The organism is Clostridium sp. FP1 (assembly GCF_011065975.2).
Lineage (GTDB): Bacteria > Bacillota > Clostridia > Clostridiales > Clostridiaceae > Clostridium_AD > Clostridium_AD tagluense.
Window position 1 is genome coordinate 627,118 of the sequence record NZ_JAAMNJ020000001.1, and the last position, 13,052, is coordinate 640,169.

The 13,052-nt window shown below is 29.7% G+C and carries 13 protein-coding genes; all 13 read left to right on the plus strand.

Going from position 1 to position 13,052, the window contains the following annotated elements; all coding sequences use genetic code 11:
• Window positions 1–44: 44 nt before the first annotated feature.
• The 13 genes from G9F70_RS03225 (at window position 45) to G9F70_RS03285 (ending at window position 13,041) form a co-directional block, all read left to right on the plus strand.
• A complete protein-coding gene (locus G9F70_RS03225) occupies window positions 45–626 on the plus strand; it encodes an RNA polymerase sigma factor (protein ID WP_224617391.1) in 582 nt (193 codons plus the stop codon).
• Window positions 592–1,386, plus strand: coding sequence for a hypothetical protein (locus G9F70_RS03230; RefSeq protein ID WP_164945219.1), 795 nt, complete (start codon window positions 592–594; stop codon window positions 1,384–1,386). The genes G9F70_RS03225 and G9F70_RS03230 overlap by 35 nt, the downstream gene beginning before the upstream one ends.
• Window positions 1,377–2,252, plus strand: coding sequence for an ABC transporter ATP-binding protein (locus G9F70_RS03235; RefSeq protein ID WP_164945220.1), 876 nt, complete (start codon window positions 1,377–1,379; stop codon window positions 2,250–2,252). Before G9F70_RS03230 ends, G9F70_RS03235 begins: the two co-directional genes overlap by 10 nt.
• 42 nt (window positions 2,253–2,294) lie before the next feature.
• Window positions 2,295–3,179, plus strand: coding sequence for an ABC transporter ATP-binding protein (locus tag G9F70_RS03240; protein ID WP_164945221.1), 885 nt, complete (start codon window positions 2,295–2,297; stop codon window positions 3,177–3,179).
• The gene (locus G9F70_RS03245; RefSeq protein WP_164945222.1) at window positions 3,176–4,348 is read left to right on the plus strand and encodes an ABC transporter permease subunit; all 1,173 of its coding nucleotides are present in this window, start codon (window positions 3,176–3,178) and stop codon (window positions 4,346–4,348) included. The genes G9F70_RS03240 and G9F70_RS03245 overlap by 4 nt, the downstream gene beginning before the upstream one ends.
• A gap of 113 nt (window positions 4,349–4,461) precedes the next feature.
• Window positions 4,462–5,595: a hypothetical protein gene (locus G9F70_RS03250; RefSeq protein ID WP_164945223.1), complete on the plus strand. Its 1,134-nt coding sequence runs from the start codon at window positions 4,462–4,464 to the stop codon at window positions 5,593–5,595.
• Window positions 5,596–5,842: 247 nt separating this feature from the next.
• Entirely contained in the window at window positions 5,843–6,958 is a 1,116-nt protein-coding gene (locus G9F70_RS03255) for a LolA family protein (RefSeq protein ID WP_164945224.1), read from the plus strand.
• Between the two features lie 135 nt (window positions 6,959–7,093).
• Entirely contained in the window at window positions 7,094–7,801 is a 708-nt protein-coding gene (locus G9F70_RS03260) for a response regulator transcription factor (protein ID WP_164945225.1), read from the plus strand.
• On the plus strand, window positions 7,798–9,243 hold the full coding sequence (locus G9F70_RS03265; RefSeq protein ID WP_164945226.1) for a sensor histidine kinase: 1,446 nt from the start codon (window positions 7,798–7,800) through the stop codon (window positions 9,241–9,243). The genes G9F70_RS03260 and G9F70_RS03265 overlap by 4 nt, the downstream gene beginning before the upstream one ends.
• 40 nt (window positions 9,244–9,283) lie before the next feature.
• Window positions 9,284–9,994, plus strand: a complete 711-nt coding sequence (locus G9F70_RS03270; protein ID WP_164945227.1) for an ATP-binding cassette domain-containing protein — start codon at window positions 9,284–9,286, stop codon at window positions 9,992–9,994.
• Entirely contained in the window at window positions 9,987–11,594 is a 1,608-nt protein-coding gene (locus G9F70_RS03275) for a hypothetical protein (protein ID WP_164945228.1), read from the plus strand. The genes G9F70_RS03270 and G9F70_RS03275 overlap by 8 nt, the downstream gene beginning before the upstream one ends.
• Window positions 11,595–11,709: 115 nt before the next feature.
• Window positions 11,710–12,234: a hypothetical protein gene (locus tag G9F70_RS03280; protein WP_164945229.1), complete on the plus strand. Its 525-nt coding sequence runs from the start codon at window positions 11,710–11,712 to the stop codon at window positions 12,232–12,234.
• 72 nt (window positions 12,235–12,306) lie between these two features.
• Window positions 12,307–13,041 carry a Fic family protein gene (locus tag G9F70_RS03285; protein ID WP_164945230.1) on the plus strand — a complete coding sequence of 245 codons (735 nt, stop codon included), beginning with the start codon at window positions 12,307–12,309 and terminating at the stop codon, window positions 13,039–13,041.
• Window positions 13,042–13,052: the final 11 nt, after the last annotated feature.

Consider the following 13,052-nt stretch of genomic DNA (forward strand, 5'->3'; position numbering starts at 1 on the left):
TTTTTTGTTTTTACCTCGTTATATAAGTGAAAGGGGGAGGAGACTTGACACAATCTTGTAATCAATTAATTAAAGAAATAGTTAAAGGAAATGAAGCGGCTATGGAGCTCTTAGTTAAAAGTAACTATAATATGGTACATAGTTTTGTTTATAGAAGTGTTGGGGATTATAATATTTCCTACGATTTAACTCAAGAAATATTTATAAAAATGATGAAAAATATAAATAAGTATGATTATAAAAATGGAAACTTTACTCACTGGATTTTAAAAATTGCTAGTAATCATTATAAAGACTACTTTAGAAGTGCAGCCTATAAGCAAAGAATTAATAATAAGGATATAGATGGAGAAGAAATTTATGCAGACGGAACAGTAGTTGATATATTAGAGAAAAATGAAAGTAGAAAAGCTGTAAAAAAAGCTGTAGATAATCTTCCTACGCTTCAAAGAGAGGCTATTATTTTGAAATATTATAATAACCTTAAAATCAAAGAAATAAGTGAAGTAACAGGATTTAATGAGTCAACTATTAAATCAAGGTTATTCAGTGGTATTGGAAATTTAAGAAAAATAATGGGAGGTGGTAAATGTGAAGAAAAACATAAAATCAGTAAATACCTATGAGCCATTAAATCATAATGAGGAATTTGATAAAGATGTAGAAGAATTTTTAGAAAGCTATATAGTTCCAAAAGCTAGCGAAGAAGAGATTCAAGTAACTGTTGAAAAGCTAAGGCAATATATGCCTAAAGAGAAAAAGAAACCTGCTATTATCATGATGATGAAAAATCAAGTTACATATATTAATAAATTTTATTTTTTAGCATCACTGAGTTTAATTTTAATAGCTTTATGCTTACCTTCAAATGATGCTTTATCATATTATAAATATTTAATCTGTAGCTCACCAATATCAATTTTGCTAGGATTATTTGAATTAATAAAGAGCAAGGAAGAAAAAATGTGGGAACTAGAAAAGAGTTTTAAATATAATTATAATCAAATTATTTTATCAAGGCTAATTATAATAAGTTCATTTTCAATAATTATAAATTTAACTTTATGTGGAATATTCGCAAATAATGTTTCAACTAATATTTTACTAAAACTTATGACTACTTGGATTGCACCATTTTCCATAGTAGCGTCTATATCTTTCTTGATAGTGTCAAAATTATCTAGTAATAGCTCAATTATGCTTTGTATTTGTGGGTGGATAATCATCGTGGCTTTTGCTCAAAAGTTTTTATTGGGATTTATAGAAAGTGTAGGAGATCTATCCTTAATTTCCGCTATAGTAATATCTAGCTTAGTATTTGTAGGTTGCGTCCATGCATTTTACAAAAGAACAATAAATTTGGAAGAGGAGACAGTATGGAACTAGTAATAGATAAAGTGTCAAAGAAATTTAAGGATAAATTAGCAGTAAATAATTTTTCAGTTTCCTTAAGTAATGGAATATATGGACTTCTTGGACCAAATGGCTCAGGTAAGACAACCTTGCTGAGAATTATTGCAGATGTTGTAAATCCAACTGAGGGAAATATATATTTAGATGGAAAGAGTAAAAAAGTTTTAGAAGAGGATTATAGAGATTTGCTTGGTTATATGCCACAAGATATGGGCTTTTATAAGAACTTTACCCCAGAAAAATTTTTATATTATGTATCAGAATTAAAAGATATTGATAAAAGAGTGGCTAAAGAAAAAATAGTAGAGCTATTAAAATTGGTAAACCTTGAAAATGATAAAGACAAGAAAATTGGAAGATTATCAGGAGGAATGCGTCAAAGACTGGGCATTGCTCAATCCTTATTAAATGACCCTAAAATACTTATATTAGATGAGCCAACAGCAGGATTAGATCCAAATGAAAGGATAAGATTTAAGAATCTTATAGCTAATATATCAAAAGATAAAATTGTTATTTTATCTACTCATATAGTTTCAGATGTAGAATTTATAGCAAATGAAATTTTAATTATGAAAGATGGTGCTTTAATAGGAAAAGCTACACCTTCTGAATTTATAAAGCAGTTAAGGGGAAAAGTTTGGTCGCGTGCTATTACAGAAGATGGACTATATGAATTAGATTCAAAATATAAGATTGTAAATACCTATAGAGATGAGGACTCTATTGTAGTAAGGGTAGTTGGAGATGAAAAGCCCCTGGAATGTGCGAAGGTCCTGGAACCTAATTTAGAAGATGTATTCTTTTACTATTTTTGTGATAAATCAGAAGCTTTATGATAGAGCGGCTAAAAATTGCATAATACATAGGGAGGTAGAAATTTGGAACTTACATTAAATAAAATTTACAAGTCTTTTGGTAAAACACAAATACTGTATGATATTTCGGCTACATTTGTTCCTGGTGTATATGGGTTACTAGGGCCTAATGGGGCAGGTAAAACAACACTTATGAATATAATGACAAATACAATGATGCCAACTAAAGGAAATATCCTATGGTGTGGAAAAAATATACAAACACATGGAGAGAAATATAGAGAAATACTAGGGTACCTACCACAGGATGTAGGCTTATATCCTCATTTTACTGGGCGCAATTTCCTAAGATATATAGCTGCTTTAAAAGGCTTAGATAAAAAAGAAACAGAAGAAAAAATAGAGGCATTAGCAGTAGCTGTTAACCTGTCAGATGTATTAGATAAAAAATGTGGAAAATATTCTGGAGGCATGAAACGTAGATTAGGTGTTGCTCAGTCCTTATTAAATGATCCTAAGGTGCTTATTTTAGACGAGCCTACTGCGGGGCTGGACCCTATGGAACGTATAAGATTTAGAAATATGTTATCAGAAATATCATCAGATAGAATAGTAATTTTATCTACTCATATCGTCTCTGATGTTGATAGAATTGCAAATAAGGTGATTTTAATTGATAAGGGTGGAATTATTGAAAACTGCTCTACTGAGAAAATTCTAAATAATATGCAGGGTAAAGTTTGGGAGAGCGAAGTAAGTAATGCTTATTTAAATGAAATAGAAAGTAAGTATAGAGTGGCAAATATGCAGCAAAAGGATGAGGTGGTTTTAACTCGAATCATTAGTGAAACAATGCCAACACCAAATTCTATCAATGTAAAGCCTTGCTTAGAGGATGTTTATCTATACTACTTTAACCACATTTCTAAAGGGGGTACTGCGAAATGAGATTAATTTCTTTCGAAATGCGAAAATTATTTTGTAGTAAAATAACAATAATTACAGTTATGCTGGTTTTAATTATAAATATTGGTAGTGCTCTTTCGGATGCCCATACTTGGCATAAATACATTGGTGATGTGGATATATATAATAGAATGGTACAACCCTACGAAGGTAAGCTAGATAAAAAATTAGCAAGCAAATTAAAAACCCCAGAAGGATCATCAGAGGGATATGATACGAGCAGCAGTTTAAGCTACGAGCAAAGAAGAAAAAAATCTTTTGAAGAGAGCTATTATTCTGCATCAGAGGAAGCGGAAATATGGAATTTCAATAAATACGAAAATCCTGATAATCCTTATACTGTAACAGGATTAAGTAATTTATGTTCTGCTCTAGAATCCAGAGGCGAAAAGGATAGTTACTTATATTCGGATGCATTAAAAAACTTAAATATGTTAAAAGCTACTAAAGAACCTGGATATTATAATACTACTGGTTGGGCGGCTGTTTTTCGATATCTTGTAAATTTATCAGCAGTTAAATTTATTTCAATTGTACTTATAATGGTAATAGGTCCTATCTTTTCAAATGAAAAAAGAAATAACATGGAAAAAATTATTATTTCTACAAAAATGGGGCTGCGTAAAATAGTGTCAGCTAAAATAATAGCTTCTTTAGTCTTTACAATGGCTTGGGTTACTTTGTTTTATGTGGTAATTTGCCTCGTGAATTTAATACCTTACGGAGCTTTAGCCCATGGGAACATACCTTTAAACAGCCTATATGGGTACCTATTTACGCCTTATAATTTGACAGTAATGCAAGCCTTAGGAATAATTTATTTAACAACGATTTTATCAGCCTGTACACTAACAATTATATTTTGTCTAATTTCATCACTTTCAAAAAAGAATTTCACAAGTATTATATGTGCTTTAGTATTTGTGATTGTTCCTATGTATATAACAGATGATGGTGAAATAGCAAAGGCTTTAATCCTTTTTCCTTCAATAATTATGTCGGGAAAAGTACCTTTTAAGGGGTATATTTCATTTGACATAATGAATACACCTGTTATGTATCCAAATGTAGCGGTTATAGTTTTGATAATAACTTTATTAGTAGTAATTCTTCTTACGTTTAAAGCTTATAGCCGTAAAATTAAAGTTTAAATCATAACCTAGGGTGCTTAAATATTAACGGCTGCAGAAAGAAATTTAGACTCACATATAAAAATGGAATAATTTCCTTATGAAATGTGGTTAAAGAGAGGAGGTGGAGAAGCATGAGACTAATTATTTGGGAAGTACGTAAATTATTTTTTAGCAAGCGGACAATAATTGCAACCTTAGCCATTTTAATAATTGGCCTTACTTCAGGCATACTAGATGGGTACCACTTTCATAAGCAAGTTGAAGATGTAGTAGTATATAATGAAATGGTAAAACCCTATGAAGGCAAGACAGATAAGAATCTAGAAGAAGATTCAACGTCTGCTTATTATGCAGATTCTAAATTAAAACCTGAAGAAAGAAGGAGTTTAACCTTTAAAAATGAATATGCTAGGTCTATATATTTAGCTGACCTGTATAATAATAAAATAGAAAAAAATCCAGATTATAAATCCACTGTAAGTTATTTAAGTAATTTATGTAGTACGTTAGAAAAAAAAGACACTTATTTATATAAAGACTCCTCAAAGAATTTAGAAATGATAAGTTCTATAGGAGAGCCTGGATATTATAATAATATGGGATGGCAGTTAGTTTATATATTTCTTACATCTAGAAAGGGCATCTCATTAATGTTAATAGCAATAATAATAGCTATTACTCCTATTTTTTCAGAAGAAAATGAAAATAATATGGAAAGAATTATTCTTTGTACAAAAATGGGGCGTGGTAAATTTGTATCAGCAAAGATAGCAACTTCCTTTATGTTTGTTATATTATGGACAACAATCTATTATGCATGCAATACCCTTGTACGCTTAATTCCATACAAAAATTTAAGTTTTACAAATATACCATTAAACAGTATAAGAGGCTATGGGTTTACACCTTTTAAATTCACAGTGTTACAAGGATTAGGTTTTAGCTATATAACAACACTTTTATCAGCAGTAGCATTAGTGGCTGTATTCTGTGCAATATCAGCCTGGCAAAAAAACAGCATAGTAAGTCTTGCCTTGGGCCTTGGGATTTCGTTTGGTGTATTACTTATAAGTGGCAACAAAATTATAGCCTTATGGCCTTCAATAACCATAACAAGCAGAGACCTTTTTAGCGATTATAGCTCTTATAATATTTTCAATAATCCTGTTCTTTATCCAATAGTTGCTGTAGTTGTTTTAATGATAATCCTAATCATAGGAGTTTTATTTACTTACAAAAATTTTTATGGAAAGATAAAATCTTAAGTGGAAGTAATTTAATCTAACTTATAAATTTAAAAAAGTGTTTATGATATTTCTTAAATTAAGAAAATGTTATAAACACTTTTTGTATTATAATTATAAAGAATTTATTAAGTTTCATGACAAGCTATAATATGATTATATAATATAAATTGTAAGAGATACAATATTGAAATATCTAATAGGGCATACGCGAACCCCTGATGGATATGTAAAATTAATTTATATAATTAGAAAAGGGGAGATTATTATGAGTAAGAAGAAGATTATGACTATGTTTATCGGAGCAGCACTTGTAGCATCAATATTTACAGGGTGCAGTCTTAAAGGGGATGTATTAATACCAGAAGATGTAATAACAAATGTAATGAAAGCAAATGAGAAAACTAAGTCTTATTATGGAGAATTTAAAATGGATAGCTACGAAAATGACAAGCTAAAAGAAAGCATGCTTTTTAAACAATGGAATGATAATTCTAGCGGTAAAATAAAAACACGTATAGAAACAGAGGATAAGACCTCAGGAAAAGTTGTAACCACAAATGATGGAGATAAACTTATATCCTATACGCAAAAAGATAAAAAAGCGATTAGTATGAAAATAGGTGCTGAGTTAGATCAAAGTGCAAATGCAAATTATAAGGATCAATTAATTAGTCAACTGGGAAATATAAGTAAAACACACGGGTTAACTTTAAAAGGAGAAGAAAATATTGGAAGTTTTAAAACCTATCATGTTTCAGCAGTGCCAAAAGAAAAGAATAGTATTATGGGAAATCAAGATTATTGGATAGAAAAGTCAAATTGGTTTTTAGTGAAAGCTTCTTCAGAGATTGGAAATAACAAATCAATTTTAGAATATACAAAACTGGATTTCTCACCTAAATTGGAGGCTAGCTTATTTGTACAAAAGCTCCCAACTGATGTTAAGGTTGAAAGTATAGATGATATTGCAAAAAACAATGAAACTACTATAGATTTAAAGCAGGCTGATAAAATAGCAGGAAAGCCCCTATTACACATGAAGGAAAATGCATTTTATAAGTTAAAAGAGGTTAAGTATTTAAATATTGAAAAAACCAAGCATAAAGAAATAAATCAAATTTACGAAAAAGATGGAGCTGTAGCCTTTACTTTAACTACCGTAATGGATGGTAATAAAAAGACTGATAGCAATGAAGAAAGTTTAAAAGTACCAGGTGAAAAGGAAATAAGTATAAGAGGTAAAAAAGCATCAGTTATGGAGTCTATTAAATGCATGTGGTGGATTGAAAATGATCTTAATTATAGTATATTTATGGATAATCCAAAACTTACCATGGAAGATGCTAAAAAATTAGTTGAAGGTTTAGTGCTTACAAATTAATAAAAAACATTACATGTACAACACTTGTACATGTAATGTTTTTTTATCAATGAATTTAAAAGGTAATCATAACCTATAAATAGATATAAAATGGTATAATATTGTATATATAAGCATTTTATGGAGGAATAACATATGAAAGAAAAAATATTAATAGTTGAGGACGATGAGGCCATTGCTAGCATAATTAAAGAGCATTTGCTAAAAGAAAATTACAAAGTAATATGGTCCTCTACAGGTAAAGAAGGGCTAGAAGATTTTAAGAAAGAGGAGTTTCAGCTGGTTATGATAGATGTTATGCTTCCGGAAATGGACGGATTTACCTTGTGCAAAAACATACGATGGCTAAATGAAGATGTACCAATAATAATTGTTAGTGCAAAACAAACAGATTTAGATAAGGTAAAGGGACTAAAATCAGGTGCGGATGACTATATGACAAAGCCTTTTAGCCTTATGGAGATATCTGCTAGAATCGAAGCTCATTTAAGAAGAAATAGAAAAAGAGAAAACACTATTCCATTAGATAGAAAATTAGAATTTAATAAAGGGTTAATAATAATTCTAGAAGATAATAGAGTAATGCTTGAAGGCTATGAAATATCCTTAACTTCAAAAGAATTTGATATTTTGCTTTTAATGGCTCAAAACCCCAATAAAGTATTTTCAAAAGAAGACCTTTATAAGCATATATGGAAAAATATTGACGTAAAGGGCAATAATACTGTTACTGTGCACATTAAAGCTCTTAGAGAAAAAATAAAAGATAATATAAAAAATCCAACATATATTCAGACGATATGGGGGACTGGGTATAAATTTATAGGAGAGCGCAACATATGAAACTGAAAAAATGGCTTAGTTTATCTCATTTAGTTGTAATGTTAGCACCAATAATTACTGCTGCATTATTGTTTCAATTCATCATAGATTACAATAAAAATAATGATTTAAAAGATTATTTACTCATTATGAGTAAATTTAAAGTTTATGAAGATAAAATACAAAGCCCTGAAATATACAATTTGAACTTAGTAAAAGATAGAGAATTTGTAACAAGTAAAGAGAAAAATTCAGTACTAATAGAATTATATAATGATGCAGGAGCAGAAATATATAATTCTAATAAAAGTAATATGTTCTATAGTTCAAAACAAGAATTGTACTCTGATTTGTACAAGGTTGTTACTGGGTATAAGGCTTATACCTTGAAAAAACCAGTGTTTGTGGATAGTGATTTAATAGGATTTTATAAAATTACTATTGCAAGAAATAGTTTTGTTAAGGAAGTAAACAATAAAACCATAATTGCAATAATGTGTTTTATAGCTGTACTTATGATAATTTATGTAGTAGTAATATTATTACTTAATAGAAAATTTAATAAACCTATAAAACTGTTAGTAGAGGGAATGAATAATTTTGCCACAGGAGAGGGTAATACAGTTAAATATGAAAACAAGGATGAAATAGGTGAAATAATTACCAATTTTAATACCATGAAAAAAGATATAGAAGATAAAAGGAAAACTATAGAAACACAGCAAAAAACAAAGGAATATATGATTTCTGCAATATCCCATGATCTTAAAACCCCTTTGACAGCTATAAGAGCTTATTCAGAAGCCATTATTAATGAAAAGGATTCAGATATGGTGAAAATTAAAAATAAAGCTTCGGTTATATTAAATAAAAGTGATTACATGAAAAAAATGATAGATGATCTATTAATGTACAACCTACTAACTACAGATTACGAAATGAATTTTGTGGAGGTTGAAGGTCATGAACTTTTTGAAATGCTCTTTTCAGGCTACGCGGAGGATTGTGAAAAAAATGAAATTAAGCTTAGCACCGAAATAAGTCTTCAGGGTAAATGTACGGTGGATGTAAGCCAGATGACAAGAGTGGTGGATAATTTAATGTCTAATGCTCTAAGATACACTCCTAAAAATGGACATATTTATATGGGTGCACTTTCAATGAAGGATAAAAATCTTACACAATGGCTTAGCCAGAGGGATATTGGGGAGATAAAGCTCCATAAAAATGAAGGGTGTATACTTTTAATTAAAAATGAAGGTGTGTGCATTTCAAAAGAGAATAAAGATAAAGTGTTTTTACCTTTTTATCAGTGTGATGACTCTAGAAGCAAAAAAGCAAGCACTGGTGTGGGCCTGGGCCTTAGCATTGTTAATTTGGTAATAGAAAGGCATGAAGGCGAAGTCATGATATTTTCAGAGGGAAATAGTACAATTTTTGCTTGCTGGATTCCACAAAAATAAAATTAGAAAATAAGGTAAAGTAATGAGGAGGAATAATAAAATGAAATTAGTTCTTAAAGATATAGAAAAAAATTATGGGGAGAAACAGGTGCTAAAAAAAGCATCTTATACCTTTGAAAAAGGGAAAATATATGGACTGCTAGGACGAAATGGAGCAGGTAAGACCACTCTTTTTAACTGCATCAGTGGGGAACTTAAATACGAAAGTGGTAGTGTGAGTATTATCGAAGAGGGACAAGCTATTCAGGGAAAAGATTACAAAAAAGTAGGATATGTTTTTTCAGAACCCGTACTACCAGAGTTTTTAACAGGATATGAGTTTTTGAAATTTTATATTGATACTAATAAAGATAAGATTGAAAACTTACTTACCATAGATGAGTATTTTGATATTATAAAGATTAAAGATGAAGACAGATATCGTTTGATGAAGGGATATTCTCATGGAATGAAAAATAAAATGCAGATGGTTTGCCTTTTAATTACTAAACCTCCTGTGATTTTGCTAGATGAACCCTTAACTTCTTTCGATGTGGTGGTGGCACTAGAAATCAAGAATTTGTTAAAGGAAATGAAAAGTGAGCACATTATTATTTTTTCCACCCATATTCTTCAACTGGCCACAGATTTATGTGATGAAATATTGGTTTTAAATAATTGCATTTTAGAAGAAGTGGATAGCGAGATTCTAAAGAGTGCTGAATTTGAAGAGAGGATTATGGAAATTTTGAAGGAGGGAGGTAATGATTAATACATTTATAAATAGTTTTAAGGTGTCTTTTGTAGAGCGGGCTAATACCTTTATATATTTCCTTAAAAGGATACCCATTTTAGGAAAAAAGATTCCTGATAATATATATAAAAGAACTCATGCTAAAATAGTTATAGGAGTTATACGTGAAATTTTAGGGGCGCTTGGTGGAATTTTAGGCAAGGTTGCTTATTTGGGAATAATGATTATTCTACCCACCTATTTAATGACTAAGGACATAGCAAAGATGCAACCAATTTTTCTACATATATTTTTCTTTTTAAGCTTTGTTTCGGCACCACTTATTAAAAGTATAATTTTTGAGAAAACCAACAAATCAGCCTTTAATATGATAACCTTAATGAGGGCTGATGCAAGAGAATACTACCTTGGGGAAATAGTATATAGAAATATAACAGATTTTATATACTTTGTCATTCCAGTAATAATTATAGGTTTAATAATAGGATTTTCACCATTAAAAGCTGTAGTGCTTGTAGTTGAATTAATAGCTTTTATATTGATTGGAGAGTGGGTGCAACTTTTTATATATGATAAGATAGAAGTGGTGTTAGCACATAAATGGTTATTTATGTCGGTAGTAATTATTTGCGGACTTGCCCTTGCCTATGCATTGCCATTATTAGGACTTACTATTGATTTTAATCCAATATTATTTAATATTTTTGTGGTGATTACTGTATTAGGACTAGGTGTGGCAGCTTTTACATACCTATGGAGATATAGGAAATATACACCAATATCAAAAACTTTATTAACTAAGGATAATTTATTTAATAAAGAGGCTTTTAAAACAGATATGAATTTTGGAACTGTGAAATTAGATGAAAAGAAAATGAGCAAGGAAGACTTAAACACAAAGAAATATAACAAGAAGCAGGGGTATGAATATTTAAACTCATTGTTTTTTCTTCGCTTTAGAAGAATAATGGTAGGACCTATAAAGGGAAGAGTTATTTTCATAGGTATTGTATTTTTAATTGGTATGTTTTTGGTGTTTTTTATGCCAAGCAAAAAGGGAGAGCTAGTTAGCGCAATTAAAAAGAGTATTCCCATGTTGGTATTTATAATGTATAGCATGTCAACTGGGGAAAGAATTTGCAAGGCTATGTTTTATAATTGTGATGCAAGTTTATTAAGATATGGTTATTATCGAGAAGCAAATGTGATTTTAGCAAACTTCACTTCAAGGCTTAAGAGGGTAGTTTTTCTTAACCTGATACCAGCTTTAACTTTATGCCTTGCTATAGCTTGTATTATTTTAGCTAGTGGTTATAGCTTTGAGCTTCTTTACATGATGCCATTATTTTTATGTGTCATTTGCTTAGCTTGCTTCTTCTCAATACATCATTTGTTTATGTATTATGTATTGCAGCCCTATACAGCAGAATTAACCGTAAAAAGCCCATTATTTAAGTTCGTAAACATGGTGGTGTATATGGCCAGCTATATATGTCTTCGAATTAAGACTCCACCATATTATTTTACAGCCGGGGTTATTATAACAACTATTGTATATATGGTGGTTGCACTCATTTTAACCTATAGAGTAGCTCCAAGAACATTTAAGTTGAAATAGATATTCCTAAGAAAATGGGAAGAAATACTTACTTTATTATCCTATAAGGAATTATTAATTAAATCTACGAATATAAGTTATATATATCAAATGTATAAGGAGATTTAAGTAGATAATGAGAGGTAAGAGGTTTGTTCCATCAGGTATCATTCTAAAAAATAAAATTATAATAATCACTTTGCTAATTATATTGATAATATTATTAAGATTTCTATATTTTTACGGAAAAAATAAAGCATTAAGTGCAATACCTAAAGATGGTAATATGAAATTTACGGTTCAATTTTGTAGTGCAAATTTAATACAAAACAATAGTGTAGGCAACAAGTGGAGTTATGAAGTAAAAATTAATGGTAAAAAGGTTAAAGAAGGTAGAAAAATAAATATAACAGCCACAGCAAATGATAAAATAAGTTTTAGTGCAAGTGCAAAAGAACATGACTTCGTACCAGACACAGGAGCTGGAAGTATAAGTGTAAATGTTAAGGAGCTAAAATTAACTGAAAAAAATACATACCTAATTGATATTACAGTTGCTGAAAATAAAGGCATATATACAGGAAATACAGCTATATGGAAGTTTAATTTTAGTGTTACAAGGAAAGTAAGTCTTTCAGATATAGTAAAAAATATATTTTAGGATATAATATAAATAGTGAACATTAATGAGCTGGTAAAAGAAACAATTTATAATATAGACCGGGGGTAAATTATGTTTAAACAAATAGATGAGAAAAAGGTACTATTAGATGACAGAAGACCATTAAAAGGGAATGCTATAGACAATTTGAAAAAGTATTTTGATGTAGAACTTACATATAATTCAAATGCCATAGAAGGAAATACGCTAACAATTACAGAAACTAAAGTGATTTTAGAAGAGGGACTAACAATAGGGAGAGGTAAGAGTTTACGTGAGCATCTAGAGGTAATAAATCATAAAGAAGCAATAGATTATATAGATGATATAGTGAGTAAGAACATAAACATATCAGAAAGAGTTATAAAAGATTTGCACTATATAATATTAAAAAGTATAGATAATAAAAATGCTGGAGAATATAGAAAAACAAATGTTTTAATTAGTGGTAGTGAGCATAGACCGGTGGAACATTTCTTAGTTCATGAAAAAATGGAAGAATTGATCAATTGGTATAGTGAAAATAAAAATAAATTACATCCAATCTATTTGGCTGCTGAATTTCATTTCAAGTTTGTATATATTCATCCGTTTATTGATGGCAATGGAAGATCAGCTAGGTTACTTATGAATTTAATTTTAATGAGTAATGGATATCCTATTACCGTTATAAAAGCAGAGAATAGAGACATTTATATGAAAGCATTAGAAAAAGCTAGCACACAGAGTGATATTAGCGAATTTGTAGATATAGTATCAGAAGCTGTGGATAGAAGCTTTGATACATATCTTTATATAACATCGTAACATGAGTATTT

Excerpts from the sequence above, each read along its gene's own strand:
- G9F70_RS03235 (WP_164945220.1), top strand. The coding sequence starts at position 1,377 with ATGGAACTAGTAATAGATAAAGTGTCAAAGAAATTTAAGGATAAATTA.
- G9F70_RS03245 (WP_164945222.1), top strand. The coding sequence starts at position 3,176 with ATGAGATTAATTTCTTTCGAAATGCGAAAATTATTTTGTAGTAAAATA.
- G9F70_RS03250 (WP_164945223.1), top strand. The coding sequence starts at position 4,462 with ATGAGACTAATTATTTGGGAAGTACGTAAATTATTTTTTAGCAAGCGG.
- G9F70_RS03255 (WP_164945224.1), top strand. The coding sequence starts at position 5,843 with ATGAGTAAGAAGAAGATTATGACTATGTTTATCGGAGCAGCACTTGTA.
- G9F70_RS03260 (WP_164945225.1), top strand. The coding sequence starts at position 7,094 with ATGAAAGAAAAAATATTAATAGTTGAGGACGATGAGGCCATTGCTAGC.
- G9F70_RS03265 (WP_164945226.1), top strand. The coding sequence starts at position 7,798 with ATGAAACTGAAAAAATGGCTTAGTTTATCTCATTTAGTTGTAATGTTA.
- G9F70_RS03270 (WP_164945227.1), top strand. The coding sequence starts at position 9,284 with ATGAAATTAGTTCTTAAAGATATAGAAAAAAATTATGGGGAGAAACAG.
- G9F70_RS03275 (WP_164945228.1), top strand. The coding sequence starts at position 9,987 with ATGATTAATACATTTATAAATAGTTTTAAGGTGTCTTTTGTAGAGCGG.
- G9F70_RS03280 (WP_164945229.1), top strand. The coding sequence starts at position 11,710 with ATGAGAGGTAAGAGGTTTGTTCCATCAGGTATCATTCTAAAAAATAAA.
- G9F70_RS03285 (WP_164945230.1), top strand. The coding sequence starts at position 12,307 with ATGTTTAAACAAATAGATGAGAAAAAGGTACTATTAGATGACAGAAGA.